This window comes from Nocardioides sp. NPDC054178 (assembly GCF_055585005.1).
Genome location: NZ_JBVJKY010000010.1, coordinates 93,423 through 110,674, shown reverse-complemented (window position 1 = coordinate 110,674; position 17,252 = coordinate 93,423). Strand labels below are relative to the sequence as shown.

Annotated in this window: 16 protein-coding genes; 10 read left to right on the top strand and 6 right to left on the bottom strand. The window is 71.5% G+C overall.

Annotated features, from left to right (window positions below; translation table 11 throughout):
• The first annotated feature begins 14 nt into the window (after window positions 1-14).
• Window positions 15-1,049 carry a CobW family GTP-binding protein gene (locus ACZ6WN_RS27885; protein WP_465869418.1) on the top strand — a complete coding sequence of 345 codons (1,035 nt, stop codon included), beginning with the start codon at window positions 15-17 and terminating at the stop codon, window positions 1,047-1,049.
• 92 nt (window positions 1,050-1,141) lie between these two features.
• Window positions 1,142-2,836, top strand: coding sequence for a dihydroxy-acid dehydratase (gene ilvD / locus ACZ6WN_RS27880; RefSeq protein WP_465869417.1), 1,695 nt, complete (start codon window positions 1,142-1,144; stop codon window positions 2,834-2,836).
• A 14-nt stretch (window positions 2,837-2,850) separates the two neighbouring features.
• Here ilvD and ACZ6WN_RS27875 read toward each other — a convergent pair whose 3' ends face one another.
• Window positions 2,851-3,531, bottom strand: coding sequence for a Crp/Fnr family transcriptional regulator (locus ACZ6WN_RS27875; RefSeq protein ID WP_465869416.1), 681 nt, complete (start codon window positions 3,529-3,531; stop codon window positions 2,851-2,853).
• Window positions 3,532-3,686: 155 nt separating this feature from the next.
• Here ACZ6WN_RS27875 and ACZ6WN_RS27870 point away from each other — a divergent pair, with 155 nt between their 5' ends.
• Window positions 3,687-4,694 (top strand): LLM class flavin-dependent oxidoreductase, encoded by a 1,008-nt coding sequence (locus tag ACZ6WN_RS27870; RefSeq protein ID WP_465869415.1) that lies wholly within the window; start codon window positions 3,687-3,689, stop codon window positions 4,692-4,694.
• Between the two features lie 54 nt (window positions 4,695-4,748).
• On the opposite strand, the gene ACZ6WN_RS27865 is transcribed toward ACZ6WN_RS27870, so the two are convergent.
• Window positions 4,749-5,510 (bottom strand): IclR family transcriptional regulator, encoded by a 762-nt coding sequence (locus tag ACZ6WN_RS27865; RefSeq protein WP_465869414.1) that lies wholly within the window; start codon window positions 5,508-5,510, stop codon window positions 4,749-4,751.
• 128 nt (window positions 5,511-5,638) lie between these two features.
• Between ACZ6WN_RS27865 and ACZ6WN_RS27860 the strand changes: the two genes are divergently transcribed.
• The 6 genes from ACZ6WN_RS27860 to ACZ6WN_RS27835 all read left to right on the top strand — a co-directional run bounded on the left by ACZ6WN_RS27860 (window position 5,639) and on the right by ACZ6WN_RS27835 (window position 10,570).
• Window positions 5,639-6,403 carry a CoA transferase subunit A gene (locus ACZ6WN_RS27860; protein ID WP_465869413.1) on the top strand — a complete coding sequence of 255 codons (765 nt, stop codon included), beginning with the start codon at window positions 5,639-5,641 and terminating at the stop codon, window positions 6,401-6,403.
• A 1-nt stretch (window position 6,404) separates the two neighbouring features.
• Window positions 6,405-7,034, top strand: a complete 630-nt coding sequence (locus ACZ6WN_RS27855; protein ID WP_465869412.1) for a 3-oxoacid CoA-transferase subunit B — start codon at window positions 6,405-6,407, stop codon at window positions 7,032-7,034.
• A gap of 287 nt (window positions 7,035-7,321) precedes the next feature.
• Window positions 7,322-7,579, top strand: a complete 258-nt coding sequence (locus ACZ6WN_RS27850) for a hypothetical protein (RefSeq protein ID WP_465869411.1) — start codon at window positions 7,322-7,324, stop codon at window positions 7,577-7,579.
• Window positions 7,561-8,082: a cell division protein FtsQ gene (locus ACZ6WN_RS27845; RefSeq protein WP_465869409.1), complete on the top strand. Its 522-nt coding sequence runs from the start codon at window positions 7,561-7,563 to the stop codon at window positions 8,080-8,082. The genes ACZ6WN_RS27850 and ACZ6WN_RS27845 overlap by 19 nt, the downstream gene beginning before the upstream one ends.
• Before the next feature lie 62 nt (window positions 8,083-8,144).
• A complete protein-coding gene (locus tag ACZ6WN_RS27840) occupies window positions 8,145-8,858 on the top strand; it encodes a YcnI family copper-binding membrane protein (RefSeq protein WP_465869408.1) in 714 nt (237 codons plus the stop codon).
• Window positions 8,855-10,570 (top strand): copper resistance CopC/CopD family protein, encoded by a 1,716-nt coding sequence (locus ACZ6WN_RS27835; protein WP_465869407.1) that lies wholly within the window; start codon window positions 8,855-8,857, stop codon window positions 10,568-10,570. Before ACZ6WN_RS27840 ends, ACZ6WN_RS27835 begins: the two co-directional genes overlap by 4 nt.
• Window positions 10,571-10,585: 15 nt before the next feature.
• Here ACZ6WN_RS27835 and ACZ6WN_RS27830 read toward each other — a convergent pair whose 3' ends face one another.
• On the bottom strand, window positions 10,586-11,428 hold the full coding sequence (locus tag ACZ6WN_RS27830; protein WP_465869405.1) for a hypothetical protein: 843 nt from the start codon (window positions 11,426-11,428) through the stop codon (window positions 10,586-10,588).
• Between the two features lie 54 nt (window positions 11,429-11,482).
• A complete protein-coding gene (locus ACZ6WN_RS27825) occupies window positions 11,483-12,865 on the bottom strand; it encodes an FAD-binding oxidoreductase (protein WP_465869403.1) in 1,383 nt (460 codons plus the stop codon).
• Window positions 12,866-13,065: 200 nt separating this feature from the next.
• Between ACZ6WN_RS27825 and ACZ6WN_RS27820 the strand changes: the two genes are divergently transcribed.
• Window positions 13,066-14,001, top strand: a complete 936-nt coding sequence (locus ACZ6WN_RS27820; RefSeq protein WP_465869401.1) for a TerC family protein — start codon at window positions 13,066-13,068, stop codon at window positions 13,999-14,001.
• Window positions 14,002-14,134: 133 nt separating this feature from the next.
• Here ACZ6WN_RS27820 and ACZ6WN_RS27815 read toward each other — a convergent pair whose 3' ends face one another.
• Both ACZ6WN_RS27815 and ACZ6WN_RS27810 read right to left on the bottom strand, forming a co-directional pair.
• Window positions 14,135-16,519, bottom strand: coding sequence for an FtsX-like permease family protein (locus ACZ6WN_RS27815; RefSeq protein WP_465869399.1), 2,385 nt, complete (start codon window positions 16,517-16,519; stop codon window positions 14,135-14,137).
• Window positions 16,519-17,229, bottom strand: coding sequence for an ABC transporter ATP-binding protein (locus tag ACZ6WN_RS27810; RefSeq protein ID WP_465869398.1), 711 nt, complete (start codon window positions 17,227-17,229; stop codon window positions 16,519-16,521). The genes ACZ6WN_RS27815 and ACZ6WN_RS27810 overlap by 1 nt, the downstream gene beginning before the upstream one ends.
• Window positions 17,230-17,252: the final 23 nt, after the last annotated feature.

The following is a 17,252-nucleotide window of genomic DNA, read 5'->3' as shown; positions in this document are numbered from 1 at the left end:
TCTACGATGGCGCGGTGCCACCGACCAACGCCAGCACCCGGGTCCCCGTGGTCATCCTCACCGGCCATCTCGGGTCCGGGAAGACCACCCTGCTCAACCATCTGCTGCGCCAGCCCGGTGCCCGGGTGGGCGTGGTCGTCAACGACTTCGGCGACATCAACGTCGACGCCGGCCTCGTCACCGGCCAGATCGACGAGCCGGCCTCGATCGCCGGCGGCTGCCTGTGCTGCCTGCCCGACGCCGGCGGTCTCGACGACGCGCTGGAGAAGCTGACCCACCCGCGGCTCGCGCTCGACGTCGTCATCGTCGAGGCCAGCGGGCTCGCCGAGCCCGGCACCCTGGCCCGGCTGGTCCGGTTCAGCGGCGTCGAGCGCGTACGCCGCGGTGGGCTCATCGAGGTCGTCGACGCCTCGGCCTACTTCGACACCCTCGACGACGGCCGGGGCCCGGCGCCGGTCAGGTTCGCGGCCGCGTCCCTGGTCGTCGTCAACAAGACCGACCTGGTGCCGGCTCCTGAGCGGGACGAGGTCCTGGCCCGGATCGAGCGGCGCGTGCGGGAGCACAACCCCGAGGTCCACATCGCGTACGCCGTGGGCGGCCGCATCGACCCGCGGCTCGTCTACGACGCCGCGGTGCCCGAGGACCCGCCCGACGAGCTGCCGATCGCGGCGCTGCTGCGCGAGGCGGCCGCCTCGCACGAGGCCCATCAGCATGCCCGGGCCGTCACCGTGACGACCCCGGGCACCATCGAGCCGGCGCGGCTGGTCGACCTGCTCGAGGAGCCGCCGGCGACGGCGTACCGGGTCAAGGGGACCGTCGCCGTCGCGACCGGCCAGGGCCCGCGCAGCTACCAGGTGAACCTGGTCGGCCGCAGCGCCCATGTCGCGGCGGCGCGGACGCCCGGCCCGGCGAGCGAGCTCGTGGCCATCGGACTGGAGCTCGAGACCGACGCGGTGCGGCAGCGCCTCGCCGACGCCCTGGCCCCGGCCGAACGGCCGAGCACCGAGGGTCTTCGCCGGCTGCGCCAGCTGGTCCGGGTCAGCCTCTGACCAGCGGCCTCGGCCCGCGACGTACGGCGAAGTGTGAGGACATCGACGACAGTCGCGCCGTCCCGGCGTGCTGAGCAGCTAGCCTCGTAGATGTGAACCAGCCCAGCACCGACACGCCTGACATCAAGCCCAGGTCGCGCGCCGTCACCGACGGCCTGGAAGCCACCGCTGCGCGAGGGATGTTGCGCGCGGTCGGCCTCGGAGACGACGACTTCGCCAAGCCGCAGATCGGCGTCGCCTCGTCGTGGAACGAGATCACGCCCTGCAACCTGTCCCTGGACCGGCTCGCGAAGGCGGTGAAGAACGGCGTTCACGCGGCCGGCGGCTATCCGCTGGAGTTCGGCACCATCTCCGTCTCCGACGGAATCTCGATGGGCCACGAGGGCATGCACTTCTCGCTGGTCTCGCGCGAGATCATCGCCGACTCGGTCGAGACCGTGATGAACGCCGAGCGGCTCGACGGCTCCGTGCTGCTCGCGGGCTGTGACAAGTCGCTGCCCGGCATGCTGATGGCGGCCGCCCGGCTCGATCTCGCCTCGGTCTTCCTCTACGCCGGCTCGATCATGCCCGGGCAGCTCGACGGCCGCGACGTCACGATCATCGACGCCTTCGAAGCGGTCGGGGCCTGTCTCGCGGGCAAGATGAGCCGCGACGAGGTCACCCGCATCGAGAAGGCGATCTGTCCGGGCGAGGGCGCCTGCGGGGGGATGTACACCGCCAACACGATGGCCGCTGTCGCCGAGGCGCTCGGCATGTCGTTGCCCGGTTCGGCGGCTCCGCCCGCGGTGGACCGACGTCGCGACGGCTTCGCCCACCGCTCCGGCGAGGCGGTCGTCGGGCTGCTGCGCAAGGGCATCACCGCGCGTCAGATCATGACCAAGGAGGCCTTCGAGAACGCCATCGCCGTCGTCATGGCTCTCGGCGGCTCCACGAACGCCGTCCTCCACCTGTTGGCGATCGCCAACGAGGCCGAGGTCGACCTGGCCCTCGACGACTTCACCCGGATCGGCGAGAAGGTGCCCCACCTCGCCGACCTCAAGCCGTACGGCAAGTACGTCATGAACGACGTCGACAAGATCGGCGGGATCCCGGTCGTGATGAAGGCGCTCCTGGACGCGGGGCTGCTCCACGGCGACTGCCTCACCGTGACCGGGAAGACCATGGCGCAGAACCTCGCGGAGCTGAGCCCGCCCGCGCTCGACGACGACGTGATCCACACCTTCGAGCGGCCGATCCACCGCACCGGTGGCCTCACCATCCTGAAGGGCTCGCTCGCGCCGGACGGTGCCGTCGTCAAGACGGCCGGCTTCGACGAGACGGTCTTCCGCGGCACCGCCCGGGTCTTCGACGGGGAGCGGGCGGCGATGGACGCCCTCGAGGAGGGTCGCATCGTCGCCGGCGATGTCGTGGTCATCCGCAACGAGGGCCCCAAGGGTGGACCCGGCATGCGGGAGATGCTCGCCATCACCGGTGCCATCAAGGGTGCCGGTCTCGGGAAGGACGTCCTGCTCGTCACCGACGGCCGGTTCTCCGGGGGCACCACGGGCCTGTGCGTCGGCCACATCGCCCCGGAGGCCGTCGACGCCGGGCCGATCGCCTTCGTCCGCGACGGCGACACCATCGTCCTCGACGTCCTCAACCGCACCCTCGAGGTCCACGTGGACCCCGAGGAGCTGGAGCGTCGCAAGGTCGGCTGGGAGCCGCTGCCTCCGAAGTACCGTCGCGGTGTGCTCGGCAAGTACCGCCGCACCGTGCAGTCGGCCGCGGTCGGCGCCGTCACGAGCTGACCGCGGCCCGCGCCTCAGCCGGCGCGGCGCACGATCCGTTCCATGTCGGTGATGATCACTCCGCGTGACTCCAGCTTGACCCAGCCCTTGGCGGCGAAGTCGGCCAGCGCCTTGTTGACCGTCTCCCGAGCCGCGCCGACGAGCTGCGCGAGCTCCTCCTGGGTCAGGTCGTGGCGTACGTGGAGGCCGTCCTCGGTCTCCTGACCGAACCGCTCGGCGAGGTCGAGCAGGGCCTTCGCCACCCGGCGGGGCGCGTCCGCGAAGACCAGGTCGCCGATCACGTCGTTGGCCCGGCGCAGACGACCCGACAGCAGGGCGAGCAGCCCGCGCGTCACGCTCGGGCGACCGTCGAGCAGGCCCAGCAGGTCGTCGTGCGACAGCGAGGCCAGCTCGACGTCGTCGGTGACGGCCGTGACCGTCGAGGAGCGCCGGCCGGGGTCGAAGAGCGACAGCTCGCCGAACACCTGGCCAGGCCCGAGGATCGCCAGCAGGCTGTCCTGTCCGTTGGCCGCGGCCCGGCTCAGCTTCACCTTGCCCGCCACGACGGCGTAGAGCCGGTCGGCGGCATCTCCCTCGTGGAACAGCACCTCGCCGCGCCTGAGGCGTGTCTGGCCCATCATCGCGAGCAGCGCCGTCATCGACTCGTCGTCCAGCTCGCTGAAAAGCGGTGCGTGCCGAAGCACGTCCTGATCCATTACCCAGCCGCTCCTGTCGTCATGTGGCCGAAGCCATCAGCGTACCGAGACCGGCGGCTCCGACAGCGGATGTGTGTCCCGCATCGCACGCCTGTCGAGTGCGTTCTTCGCCACACCTTCCCGTCGGGAAGGCGCGAGGCCCTCGCGTCGTTGTGATGAGGGTGAAGCTCTCCATGCTGGATCGGTCCCGGACCCGGGCGGGGTACGCCGAGGGCGCTGCGCTGACCCACACGATCGAGCGGGCGGTGGCCGCCGAGCGGCTCGGCTACCACCGGTTCTGGGTCGCCGAGCACCATGCCGTGGCCGGGATCGCGTCGGGGTCGCCGCCGGTCCTGCTCGGTGCGCTCGGCGTGCACACGTCCACGATCAGGCTCGGGTCGGGCGGGGTGATGCTGCCGCACCATCAACCGCTGGTCGTCGCCGAGCAGTTCCTCATGCTCGACGCGCTCTACCCGGGCCGTCTCGACCTGGGGCTGGGGCGCACGCTCGGCTTCACCGCGCCCGTACGCCGCGCGCTGCGGCAGGATCTCGACGACCCGGACACGTTCGCCGAGGACATCGAGGAGCTCCGCGGCTACCTCGACCGCACCGCGGCGGTGACGGCGCGGCCGGCGGCCGCCCAGCAGATCCCGATGTTCGTGCTCGCGACGGGGCGCGGGGTCGCGCTCGCGTCGCGGCTCGGGCTGCCGGTGGTCCTGGGCGGTCCGGTGCTGGACAGCCCGCGGCTGGATGAGGTGCTGGGGGCGTACCGGAAGGACTTCCGGCCCTCCTCGCGGACTTCTGAACCCTCGGTCATGATCTCCGTCGACGTGCTCGTCGCCGACACCGACGCCGAGGCCGCCGAGCTCGCGCTGCCCGAGGCCTGGGCGATGGCCAGGTCGCGGCAGACCGGCGAGTTCGGCCCGCTCGAGCCGGTCGCGGCGATCCGGTCGCAGACCTGGTCGAACCAGGTGCGTGAGCGGGTCGACGCGCATCTCGCGCGGACGACCGCCGGCTCGGCCGACACCGTCCGGCGCCGTCTCGACCAGCTGTCCGAGGCCACCGGAGCCGACGAGCTCCTCGCCTTCACCTCGACCTACGACCGCGACGCCCAGCTCGCCTCCGACGCCGCGCTCGCCCAGATCATGACCGCATCCACCCACCGCCGAGTCGGCTCGTCCTGACCGAAATCTCTGCCGAGTCGGCTCGTCATGACGCGCCGACTCGGCGGGTCGTGGTCAGCGTGTCAGCGTATGGGCGGCCTCGAGGAGGAGACGGCCGAGCTCGGCCTGGCGCGGGGGCGCGAGGCGGGCCTCGATGCCGGTGATGCTCAGCGCACCGTAGGGCTGATCGTGGGCGTCGAAGACCGCGGCACCCAGGCCCCAGCTGCCGACCACGATCAGGCCGGGGTTGACGGCGAAGCCACGCTCGCGGGTCGCGGCGATGCGCTTTCGCAGAGCGGACGCCGAGTGCTCCTCGCCGTAGGCCGGGACGAGGTCGGTGCGGGCCAGGTAGGCCTCGCGCCGCGGCTCGGGCATGAGCGCCAGGATCGCCAGGCCCGCCGAGGCGACCCCGAGCGGGAACCGGATCCCCTCGTGGAGCACGTGCGAGCGGATCGGGAAGCTGCCGTCCTCGCGCAGGACGCAGACCGTCTCGTCGCCGCGCCGGATCGAGAAGAACGCGCTCTCCCCCGTCTCCCGGGCGATGCGCAGGACCGCCGCCCGCGCCGCCGGGGTGATGTCGTGGCGGGTGGTCGCGGCGGCGCCGAGCAGGAAGCACTCCGGGCCGAGGTGCCAGTCGCCGGTGTCGTTGTCGCGCTCGACCAGGCCCTCCTCCTGGAGTGTGCTGAGCAGCCGGTGGGCGGTCGGGCGCGGGATGGCGGCGGTCGTCGCGAGCCGGGTGGTCGTCGCACCCTCCGGCTCGCGCGCGGCGAGCAGTCGCAGCAGGTGCGCGCTGCGGCGGATCACGCTGGGCTGGGTCGTGCCCGGACCGGGTTCCATGAGACGTACGATAAGGGACGTCCACTGAGTGAACGCATCTGCGGCAGCGAGGTCGGTCATCGAAAGACTGAGCGTGAACTTGCGCTCACCTATTGACCGAGCGGCCGACCCATCCTTGACTGATCAGCATGGACAAGGTCATCTCCTCAGCCGCCGAGGCGGTCGCGGACGTCCCGAACGGAGCGACCCTCACGGTCGGCGGTTTCGGGCTGTGCGGCATCCCCTCGGTGCTCATCAATGCTCTGCTCGAGGCCGGCGTGACCGACCTCGAGGTGGTCTCCAACAACGCCGGCGTCGACGACTGGGGCCTGGGTCTGCTGCTCGGCGCCGGACGCCTGCGCCGGGTCGTCGCCTCGTACGTCGGTGAGAACAAGGAGTTCGCGCGGCAGTACCTCTCCGGTGACCTCGAGGTCGAGCTCACCCCGCAGGGCACGCTGGCCGAGCGGATGCGTGCCGGTGGCTCCGGCATCGCGGCGTTCTACACCCGCACCGGCGTCGGCACGCAGGTGGCGCAGGGTGGGCTGCCGTGGAAGTACGACGACGCGGGCAACGTCATCAAGACCTCGCCCGAGAAGCCGGTGATGACCTTCGAGACGCCTGACGGCGAGCGTGAGTTCGTCCTGGAGGAGGCCATCGTGGCCGACTTCGGGATCGTGCGCGCCTGGAAGGGCGACCGCCACGGCAACCTCCTCTTCAAGGACTCCGCCCGCAACTTCAACCCGCTGGCCGCGATGGCCGGTCAGATCACGATCGCGGAGGTCGAGGAGCTCGTCGAGCCCGGCGAGATCCCGCCGAACGACGTCCATCTCCCCGGGGTCTACGTCCACCGCGTCGTACCCCTGACCCCCGAACAGGCCGCCGACAAGCGCATCGAGAAGAGGACGGTCCGCTGACATGGCATGGACACGTGAAGAGATGGCCGCCCGCGCCGCCGCGGAGCTCTCCGACGGCGACTACGTCAACCTCGGGATCGGGCTGCCGACGCTGGTGCCCAACTACGTCCCCGACGACGTCGAGCTGGTGCTGCAGAGCGAGAACGGCATCCTCGGCACCGGCGCCTACCCGACCGAGGACGCCGTCGATCCCGACCTGATCAACGCCGGCAAGGAGACGGTCACGGTACGCAAGGGCGCCTCGTTCTTCGACTCCGCGACCAGCTTCGGGATGATCCGCTCCGGCAAGATCGACGCCGCGATCCTCGGGGCCATGCAGGTCTCGGCCTCCGGTGATCTGGCCAATTGGATGATCCCCGGCAAGATGGTCAAGGGCATGGGCGGCGCGATGGACCTCGTCCACGGCGCCAAGAAGGTCGTCGTGCTGATGGAGCACGTCGCCCGCGACGGCTCCTACAAGATCGTCGACGAGTGCTCGCTGCCCTACACCGGACTCGGCGTCGTACAGCGCATCATCACCGACCTCTGCGTACTCGACATCACTCCCGACGGCCTCCGTCTCGTCGAGCTCGCTCCCGGTGTCACGATCGGTGAGGTCGAGGAGAAGACCGAGCCGCCGTTCCTCCGCTGATCGCCGAGGCGTCAGCCGGGTCGGGCGAGGCGTCAGCCGGGTCGGGCGAGGCGTCAGCCGGGTCGGGCGAGGCGTCAGCCGGGTCGGGCGAGACGTCAACCCCGTCGGGCGAGACGTCAACCCCGTCGGGCGAGACGTCAACCCCGTCGGGCGAGACGTCAACCCCGTCGGGCGAGACGTCAACCCCGTCGGGCGAAACGTCAACCCCGTCGGGCGAAACGTCAACCCCGTCGGGCGAAACGTCAACCCCGTCGGGCGAAACGTCAGCCCCGTCGGGCGAAACGTCAATGGATGACGATTCGGCCGTCCGGGGTGACCTCTCGGCCGTCCGGGGTGACGCCTCACCCGACGTACGAGACATCTCAGCCGACCGAAGTGACGCCTCGACCGACGCACGAGACGCCTCGGCCGACCGGGGCGACCTCTCAACCGACCGGGGCGACGCCTCGACCGACCGGGGTGACGCCTCGGCCGACCGGGGCGACTTCTCGGCCGACGTACGTGACGGCTCGGCAGGTCTGCGACAATGTGCGGCGTGGATCTGAGGGTGGTGCGGCCGACGCGCGGGAGCGTGTGGCTGGCGCTGCTCGCGGCGGTGGAGATCACCACCGGGTCGAGCTTGGCCCACCTGGCCGGCGGCGGGGAGCTGCCGGATGCGTTGTGGCTGGTGGCGACCGGGTTTGCTGCCTTCGGCGCCGGAGTCGTGGTGCTTCAGCGACGGGTCGGGATCGCCGTCGGGGCGGTGCTTGCCGGAGCGGCGCAGCTGGGGATGCACGAGGCGTTCGAGGCGTACGCGGCACCCACGGCGCACGCGCACAGCACCGGCTCCGGCGACACCTCGATGCTGGTCGCGCACACCGCGGCGGCGGTGCTCACCATCGCCGTGTGGCTGCTGCACCGCCGGGCCTGGCAGGTCATCTCAAGGGCGCTGACGACGCCCCGGATCCCGATCCCGTTCCGCCTGCCGACCCAGGCGCAGCCGGTGGTGCTGCGCACCGACCTGTGGACGTACGTCGCTGCTGGACGCGGGCCGCCGGTCCTCGCCTGAGGACCCGACCCGACACGTGGGCACACGCCCATTCAGCAGACACTCCACAGAAAGCAACAACCATGTCTCGACGTACCCTCGCGCGCCTCGGCGCGCCCGCCATCGCTGCCGCGGGCATCACCTTCCTCCTCGCCGCTCCGGCCTCCGCGCACGTCACGGTCACCCCGACCGAGACCGCCGCCGGCGCCTACACGGTGCTGACCTTCAGCGTCGGCCACGGCTGCGAAGGCTCCCCCACCAACAAGATCACCATCCAGGTGCCGGAGGGGATCAACACGGTCACCCCGACGCGTCAGCCGTTCTACGACGTGAAGGTCACCACCGAGAAGCTCGCCGAGCCGATCAAGGACGCCCACGGCAACGAGCTGACCGAGCGCGACGCGACCATCGTCTACACCGCGAAGACCCCGCTGCCCGAGGGTCAGCGCGACGCCTTCGAGGTCTCCGTGCAGCTGCCGGAGGAGGAGGGCACCCTGGCCTTCCCGACGGTGCAGACCTGCGAGAAGGGCGAGACCGCCTGGATCGAGGAGACCCCCGAGGGCGCCACGGAGGAGCCCGAGAGCCCGGCCCCGGCCTTCGAGGTCACCGCGGCGGAGGCCGAGGACGGCCACGGCCACGGCTCCGCGGAGCCGGCCGGCGAGAAGGCCGAGCCGGTCGCGGACGACGTCGAGGACGGCGACAGCAACAACCTGTGGGGTGCTGTCGGGGCCGGCGCCGGCATCCTCGGCCTGATCGCGGGCACGACCGCCCTCGCGCTGGGACGTCGTAAGGCGTGAGTGCTCCCCTGACGCGCCGGCCCGGCCTCGACCAGGGTCTGGGCCGGCGCGCGCTGGGCCGACGCGCCCTGGGGCGGCTGCTGGTGGCGCTCGCCGCCGCCGCGTACGCCGTCCTGCTCAGCGTCTCCCCCGCCCAGGCGCACGCCAGCCTCATCGGCACGGACCCCGAGGAGGGAGCCGTCCTGGAAAAGGCGCCGGAGACGATCACCTTCACCTTCGACGAGGCGGTGACGCTGCCGCCGGCGGGCGTGACGGTCTACGACGCGAAGGGTGAGGAGGTCGCCTCCGAGGCCAGCGCGAGCGGCACCGAGATGAACGTCGCGCTCGCGGAGGCGAGCACCCTCGGCGACGGCACCTACGTCGTCGCCTGGCGAGCGGTGTCGGCCGACGGCCACCCGATCTCGGGCTCGCTGACCTTCGCGGTCGGCGCCCCGAGCCTCAGCGTCGCCCCACCTCCGTCCACGGAGCCGTCCCGGGCGACGGCGGTGATCCACGGGGTCCTCCAGTTCCTCCAGTACGCCGCGCTGCTGCTGGTCGTGGGCCTGGTCTGGTTCCGCGCGGTGATCGTGGGTGAGCACCGCGTCCCCGACCGTGCCGTCGCCCGGGTGCAGCGCGTCCAGATCCTGGCCGGCATGGTCGCCGTGGTGGCGCTGGTGGCCCTCGCCCCGGCCAGCGGCGCGCTGCAGAGCGAGAGCGGGCCGGGCGCGATGCTCACCTTCGACGCCTGGTCGCCGGCCTCGGTCGGCAAGGAGTGGCTCAGCGCGCTGGTGGGGATCGTGGGCATCGCGGCCGCGCTCGCGCTGCGCGAGCGGCCCCACCTGGCCGCCGCCGCGGGTCTGGTCGCGATCTGCTCCCCGGCGCTGGTCGGCCACTCCCGCGCGGTCGTACCCGCCTGGCTGGTCACCGCCACCGACGTCATCCATCTCGTCGCCGGCGCGCTCTGGCTCGGTGGTCTGGTCGGTCTCGCGCTGACCCTGCCGCTGATCACCCGGCGCGGCACCGTGGCGGCCGAGATCGTCACCCGGTTCTCCACCCTCGCCGCCGCGTCGCTGGCCGCCCTCGCGGTCTCGGGCGTGCTCATGGGCTGGCGGATCCTCGGCTCCTGGGACAACCTGCTCAACAGCACGTACGGCACCCTGCTGATGACCAAGATCGCCCTGGTCGTCGCGGTGGCGGTGATGGCGGCCGGCAACCGGCTGCTGGTCCTGCCCCGCGTACGTCAGGCGGCCGGCCACGACGACACCGTCGAGGCCGGCTCGATGCTGCGCCGGGCGGTGCTGATGGAGGCCGGCGTGCTCGTCGTCGTCCTCGGCGTCACCGGCTTCCTGGTCGACCAGCCCCCACAGGCCGGTGCCGGCTCGACCGGGACGGGCTCGGCCACGGTCGCGCAGACCAACACCCAGGCCGCGGCGCTGGGCGAGGACCACCGGGTCTACGCCACGCTGACCCCGGCGGGTCCGGGTCCGAACGTGCTCCGGCTGCAGATCCAGGACGCGGCCGGCGAGCCCGTCGAGGCCTCGGCGGTCCCGACCGCCAAGCTGCGTTCGGGCGAGCTCGACCTGGGCAGCCTCGAGCTGACCTCGGTCGCCGCGGGCACCTGGGAGGCCGATGTCGTACTGCCCAAAGGCGGCACCTGGGAGGCCACCGTCGGGCTCCGGCTGGGCGAGTTCGAGAGCCCGCTGGGAGTGCTGAAGTTCCCCGTCAGGCAGTGATGCGGACGGTGAGGTTCAGACGGTGACGGGGAGCCGGAGCGTGTGGACCATCCCGTCCACGCGCGCCTGCACGAAGAAGACGTAGTCACCTGCCTTCGGCGGCTTCACGTGGATGCCGAGGCGGGTGCCGTCCTCGCCGTTCTCGGGGCCGCCGAGCGGGTGCAGGTGGATCACCTCGCCGGTCTCGCGGCTGAACGCGGTCACGTGCGCGTAGACCCCGAGGTACGTCCCGAGGTTGACCGGCCGGCCGGCCGGGTCGGAGAGCAGCACCCCGATCTCCTGGTCGATCCCGGGCTTCGGGGTCTCCTCCAGCGCCGCGATCACGGTGCCGTCGTCGGAGCCCGGTACGTCCACCTCGGTCGCCCCGGCGACCTTCGCCGTCGTGCCGAGCATCGCCTGCTCCCCCTTGCCGTCGGGGGTGCGGGCCGCGAACTCGACGACCACCCGGTAGGTGCCGCCCGCGGGCAGCGTCAGGTCGCCGGACCAGTCCCCGCCCTCCCCGCGAGTGGGGTGCAGGTGGCGGAAGACCTCCAGGTCGTCGCGGACGACGTAGAGGTGGAGGTCCTTGGTCTGCTCCTCGATGTAGTCGGTGACCGGACTGTGCCCTTGGTCTCCGGCGTCCTTGGTGATCGTGAAGCTCACCTTCCCCGGGGTGCCCGCCTCGGCGGGCAGGCTGACGTCACCGATCGTGTAGCCGCCCGCGGTCGCGGAGGTGCCGTCGGCGCCCTCGATGGCGGTCACGACCGTCGCGACGCTCGGCTCCGAGGTCGGGTCGGCCGCCTCGGGTTCGCCGCCGCAGGCGATCAGGGTGACCGCAAGACCGAGACACAGGACGACAGCAGCAATTCCGAAACGCACGGGGAAAGGGTGTCATGGCCGTGGTCGAAGCGGAGCACGAGACCGTCAACGGAGTCAGAACCCGACACCCGGATTGAGAATCCCGAGCGGGTCCAGCGCCGCCTTGATCCGGTGCTGCACGTCGATCGAGCCGGCGCCGATCTCGGGCTCGAGCCACGGGCGCTTGAGCCGGCCGATGCCGTGCTCGCCGGTGGTGGTGCCACCGAGCTCGAGCGCGAGCCCGAAGATCTCGTCCCCCGCGGCGGTCTCCGCCGGCGGCATCACACCAGGGACGTCGTCCGGGGACGGGTCCCAGCCGATGACCGGGTGGAGGTTGCCGTCGCCCGCGTGCGCGAGGGTGTAGATGCGTACGCCGTGCCGGTCCGCGATCTCGGAGATCCGCTCGACCGCCTCGGCGAGCCGGGAGCGGGGCACGCAGATGTCCTCGATGAAGAAGGCGCCCTCCGTCTCGATGGCCGGCAGGATCTGGCGGCGGGCCTCGACCAGGCGGTCGGAGGACTCCTCGTCGACGCCCTGCTCGATCCAGGTCGCCTCCTTGCCGAGGACGGCCGCGATCGCCGCGATCTCGGTCTCGGCAGCGGGCCCGTCGGCCTGGGCGATCACCAAGGCGTGGCCCCGGGAGGCGTAGGTGGTGCCGGCGAACCGGTCGATCGCCTCGAGACAGCGCCGGTCGATGAACTCCAGCATCGACGGCAGCCGCCGGGCGGCGGCGATCTCGGCGCAGGCCCGAGCGGCCGCCTCGACCGAGGCGTACGCAGCCGACACCGTCGACGTGGAGACCGGCCGCGCCCTGAGCCGCAGGGTCGCGCCGACGACGATGCCCAGGGTGCCCTCGGAGCCGACGAAGAGCGCGGTGAGGTCGAGGCCCGCGACGCCCTTCATGGTGCGGCGGCCGGTGTGGATCAGGGTGCCGTCGGCTAGGACCACGTCGAGGCCGAGGACCGCCTCCCGGGTGACGCCGTACTTCACGCACCGCAGCCCGCCGGCGTTGGTGGCGACGTTGCCGCCGATCGAGCAGATCGCCGCCGAGGCCGGGTCGGGTGCGTAGCGCAGCCCCACCTCGGCCGCCGCCGCGTCCAGCCGCGCGGTGAGCACGCCAGGCTCGACGACCGCGATCTCGTCGACCGGGTCGAGCTCGAGGATCCGGTCCATCGCGGAGAGGTCGACGACGAGGTGGCCGGCGCCGGCCACCGCTCCCCCGGCCAGCCCGGTGCCCGCACCCCGCGGGACGACCGGCACCCGGTGTGCCGAGGCGATCCGCATCGCCGCCTGGACGTCCTCGATGCCGTGCGCGCGCACCACCGCCAGCGGCAGGCCGACGGCGACCGAGCCCGACCGGTCGGTCGAGGCCGCCAGCCGGGACAGTTCGTCGGTGGCCACCTCGGAGACGTGGGCGGCGAGGTCGTCGACCAGGGACAGCTGTGACTCCGTCGTCATCGCCCCATTGTCGTGTGCGGCCGACTTCGAGGGGGCGATTTGCGTACCCCTTCTCTGCTACCGATACGCTTGACCTCGAGGGGAGTACCTCACCAAGCTCATTCCGGTCAGTACGTCGGTGCCACCACCGTCCCGGAATGACACCCCGATCCGGGGTGAGGGAGACCTCAGACGTTCATCGACACGCCTGAGGACCCTTCATGCTCGATACCATCGGCACACCCACCCTGTGGGCCGTGACCATCACCGCCGTCGTGGTGCTGATCGCCCTCGACTTCCTCCTGACCCGTCGTCCGCACGAGGTCTCCATGAAGGAGGCGCTGGGGTGGTCGGCCTTCTACATCGCGCTTCCGCTCGCCTTCGGCGTCTGGGTCTGGAACGCCCACGGCAGCCAGACCGGCTTCGAGTACTACACCGGCTACATCGTCGAGAAGTCGCTCAGCGTCGACAACCTGTTCGTGTTCATGCTGCTGCTCGCGGCGTTCGCGGTGCCACGGCACCTGCAGCAGAAGGTGCTGCTCTTCGGCATCGTCGGCGCGCTCGTGCTGCGCGGCATCTTCATCGCCCTGGGCGCCGCGGCGCTGTCCCAGTGGGACATCGTCTTCCTGATCTTCGGCGCGATCCTGCTGATCACCGCCGCGAAGCTCTTCATCGAGGCGGTCCAGGGCCACGACCAGAAGGTCGACCCCGAGGAGATGCTCGCCGTACGCATCGGCCGCAAGATCGGACTGAAGCCGATGGCCATCGTGGTGCTCGCCATCTTCGCCACCGACATCATCTTCGCGGTCGACTCGGTGCCGGCGGTCTACGGCATCACCGGCGACCCCTACCTGGTCTTCGCCACCAACGCGTTCGCGCTGCTCGGTCTGCGGGCCCTCTACTTCGTGCTCGAGGGTGCCCTGTCCAAGCTGGTCCACCTCTCCTACGGTCTGGCCGCGATCCTCGCCTTCATCGGCGTCAAGCTCGGCCTGCACTGGGCCCACGGCCACTGGGACGGCGTCCCGGTCGTTCCGACCTGGCTCTCCCTGGTGATCATCGTCGGCATCCTCGCCGTCACGGTCACCACCAGCCTGATCGCCTCCGCGCGCGCGGAGGCTCAGGAGGAGACCAAGGACCTGGAGAAGACGAACAAGTAGGCGACCGTGTTGGTCTCGACACGCCTCCGCCTAGCGGCTCCGGCGGCTCGACCGACGGGCCACCCCGTCGGTCGAGCCGGACTCGTGAGGAACGAACGAGTCCGTGTCGAGACCAACACATTCCCATCCGCGCTCAGTCCAGCGCGAGTCCCTCCGCCGGGCTGACCTTGGTGGCCCGCTTGGAGGGCGCCACGCAGGAGACCAGGCCCGCCAGGCCTGCGGCCGCGACCACCGCCACCAGCTGCAGCACGGGCAGCTCGAAGGTGGCGTCGGGCAGCATGTCGCCGACCAGGATCTCGCTGCCGCCCCAGGCGAAGAAGACGCCCAGCGCGGTGCCGACGAGGGCCGCCACGGCCGAGAGCAGCACCGCCTCGGCGGCCAGCGTCCGCCGCAGCTGACGCCGGGTCAGGCCCAGCGCCCGCAGCAGTGCGTGCTCACGACCACGCTCGAGCACCGAGAGGCCCAGCGTGTTGGCGATGCCGGCCAGCGCGATCAGCACCGAGATCGCCAGCAGCCCGATCACCGCCCAGGTGAACACATCCAGCTGCAGCTCGACCCAGGAGCGCTGAGCCTTGCCGTTGGTGAGCTCCGCGTCGGGGGCGAGCACTCCGAGCGTCCCCGCGAGATCCTCCGGGTCGGCCCCGGCATCGGCACGGACCCAGACGGCGTACGTCTGCGGGTCGGCGCTCAGCTCCCGGAGCGTCGCGGCGGAGATCTGCGGGGCCCCATCGATCTCGCGTACGTCCAGGGTGACCGTCGCGCTCCGGTCCCCGACGACCAGCGTCACCTTCTCCCCCGAGGCCTCGAAGGAGTCCTCCACGAACGCCGAGGCGGCGAACGGCGAGATCACCATCGTGCCGGGCTTCACGGTGAGGTCCATGAGCGCGATGTCGCCCCCGGGCGGAGCGACGACCGGGACCGGGACGGGCTTGCCGTCGGACTTCACGGTCGCCACCGCACCCGGCACGGCCACCGCGTCGGCCACGCCGGGAACGGCCTTGGCGTCCCCGACCACCGAGTCGTCCAACGGCTTCGACTCCGACTGGAGCGCGATGTCGATCGGGTGCTGCTTGGCCATCTCGTCGAGCGTGGCACCGCGGATGGTCGCCATCCCGGTCAGCACACCGGTGGTGAGGGTGACGCCGACGAGCAGCGACGCCGCGGTGGCGGCGGTGCGCTTCGGGTTGCGCCCGGCGTTGGCCGCCGCGAGCTTGGCCGGTGAGCCGGCGACCAGGGCCAGGGCCGACCCGGCCAGCCGCACCAGGCCCGGCACCAGCGCGGGCCCGAGGAGCATCACGCCGAGGAAGGTGACCCCGCAGCCCAGCAGCACGATCAGCATCCCGGTCTGCGCGTCGTCCCAGCCGACGGCGACGAAGATCGTCGCGATGCCGGCGAGCGCCACGACCAGGCCGAGGCCGATCCGGAACAGCCCCGCGCCGCGTACGTCGAAGCCCTCCTGCGGCCGCAGCGCGGCCAGCGGGCTCAGCCGCATCAGCCGGCGCGTCGGCAGCCAGGAGGCGACCAGCGTGGTGAGCACGCCGAGGACGAACGCGCCCACGAGCCACGGCCACTCGAAGGCGACCTCACCCAGCGGTGCGGTCTCGGCGAGCTGCCGCACCAGCGCGACGATCCCCCAGCCGAGCACGACGCCGACCACGAGGCCGAGCAACGAGGCCAGGAGCCCGAGGACGAGCGCCTCACGGCGTACCGATCGCAGGACCTGACGCTTCGTCGCGCCCATCGCCCGCAGCAGCGCGAAGTCGCGCATCCGCTGGGCGAACAGGATCGAGAAGGTGTTGGTGATGACCAGCACGGAGACGAACAGCGCGATGAAGGCGAAGATCAGGATCATGTACGCGACGACGTCGACCTCCTTGTTGAGCTGGGTCTGCAGGTCGGTGAGGAAGTCGTCGGTGCTCTTCCAGCTGTCCGCCTCGGAGCCGGTGCCGGCGGTCATGACGGCTTGGACGTACTGGCTCTCCCAGCCCTGCATCTCGGGCCAGGTGACATAGATCGGCGAGGACCACATCGACGGGGCGTCCACCAGACCGACGACGGTCGTCTCGACCGCGGTCCTGCCGCTGCCGACCTTCAGTGTGTCGCCGATGGCGACCTTGTTGGTCTTGGCGGCGTTGGCGTCGACGACGGCCTCGCCGGCGCGGGTCGGGAACCGGCCGTCCTCGAGATCCTGCCACTGCCAGCGCTTCTCGGTGGAGACCGCGCCGACCATGATGTCCTGACCGAGCATGGTCGTCTCGGTGCGCACCGGCTGCATCGACATCGCGAGCGCCCACCCGCCCTTGTCGACGTACTTCTCGGTGACCTCCTCGCTCGGGAGGTCGACCGCGCCGACCGCGTTGCGGAACGGCGCGTCGATGCCGGCGAAGAGGCCCGACTTCGTCGCGGAGGTCAGGGCGTTGGTGACCACGATCAGCGCGACCGCGGCGACGACCGCCACCACGGCCGCGGCGTATCGACGGGCGTAGGTCCGCAGGGATGCGAACAGCACCGTCCGCATCAGCGCGTCACCCCTTCGATGTGTCCGTCCTTCACGGTGACGATCTCGTCGGCGTACGCGGCGGCGGAGGCCTCGTGGGTCACCATCACCACGGTCTGGCCGAGCTCGCGGACGCTGCGGCGCAGGTGGTCGAGCACCTCGGCCGAGGTCTCGGAGTCGAGGTTGCCGGTGGGCTCGTCGGCGAAGAGGATGGCGGGCTGGGTGACCAGCGCGCGGGCGATGGCGACGCGCTGCTGCTGGCCACCGGAGAGCTCGGAGGGCTTGTGGCCCAGGCGCTTGCCGATGCCGAGGGTGTCGGCGACCATCTGGGCCCGCGCACGGGTCTCGTCGGTCACCCGCTTGCCGGCCAGCTCCAGCGGCAGCTGGATGTTCTGCCCGGCGGTGAGCATCGGCAGCAGGTTGAACGCCTGGAAGACGAAGCCGATGTTCTCCCGCCGGAAGATCGTCAGCTGGTCGTCATTGAGGTTCTGCAGAGGCTGGCCCGCGACCATCACCTCACCTCCGGTGGGACGGTCGAGCCCGGCGAGGCAGTGCATCAGCGTCGACTTGCCCGAGCCGCTCGGGCCCATGATCGCGGTGAACGCGCCGCTGCGGATCTCCAGATCCACGCCACGTAGCGCGTGCACCTCGGTGGCACCCTTGCCGTAGGTCTTGGTCAGGCCCACCGCTCGGGCGGCGGCCGTCATCGTGGGAACAGAGGTCTGTGTCATGCCCCAGAGCCTCTCGTCGGGAG

Bases quoted from the DNA above. Each gene is read 5' to 3' on its own strand.
- ACZ6WN_RS27875 (WP_465869416.1), bottom strand. From the start codon at position 3,531: ATGGATCAGGACGTGCTTCGGCACGCACCGCTTTTCAGCGAGCTGGAC.
- ACZ6WN_RS27870 (WP_465869415.1), top strand. From the start codon at position 3,687: ATGAGGGTGAAGCTCTCCATGCTGGATCGGTCCCGGACCCGGGCGGGG.
- ACZ6WN_RS27865 (WP_465869414.1), bottom strand. From the start codon at position 5,510: ATGGAACCCGGTCCGGGCACGACCCAGCCCAGCGTGATCCGCCGCAGC.
- ACZ6WN_RS27860 (WP_465869413.1), top strand. From the start codon at position 5,639: ATGGACAAGGTCATCTCCTCAGCCGCCGAGGCGGTCGCGGACGTCCCG.
- ACZ6WN_RS27855 (WP_465869412.1), top strand. From the start codon at position 6,405: ATGGCATGGACACGTGAAGAGATGGCCGCCCGCGCCGCCGCGGAGCTC.
- ACZ6WN_RS27850 (WP_465869411.1), top strand. From the start codon at position 7,322: ATGGATGACGATTCGGCCGTCCGGGGTGACCTCTCGGCCGTCCGGGGT.
- ACZ6WN_RS27845 (WP_465869409.1), top strand. From the start codon at position 7,561: ATGTGCGGCGTGGATCTGAGGGTGGTGCGGCCGACGCGCGGGAGCGTG.
- ACZ6WN_RS27840 (WP_465869408.1), top strand. From the start codon at position 8,145: ATGTCTCGACGTACCCTCGCGCGCCTCGGCGCGCCCGCCATCGCTGCC.
- ACZ6WN_RS27825 (WP_465869403.1), bottom strand. From the start codon at position 12,865: ATGACGACGGAGTCACAGCTGTCCCTGGTCGACGACCTCGCCGCCCAC.
- ACZ6WN_RS27820 (WP_465869401.1), top strand. From the start codon at position 13,066: ATGCTCGATACCATCGGCACACCCACCCTGTGGGCCGTGACCATCACC.
- ACZ6WN_RS27815 (WP_465869399.1), bottom strand. From the start codon at position 16,519: ATGCGGACGGTGCTGTTCGCATCCCTGCGGACCTACGCCCGTCGATAC.
- ACZ6WN_RS27810 (WP_465869398.1), bottom strand. From the start codon at position 17,229: ATGACACAGACCTCTGTTCCCACGATGACGGCCGCCGCCCGAGCGGTG.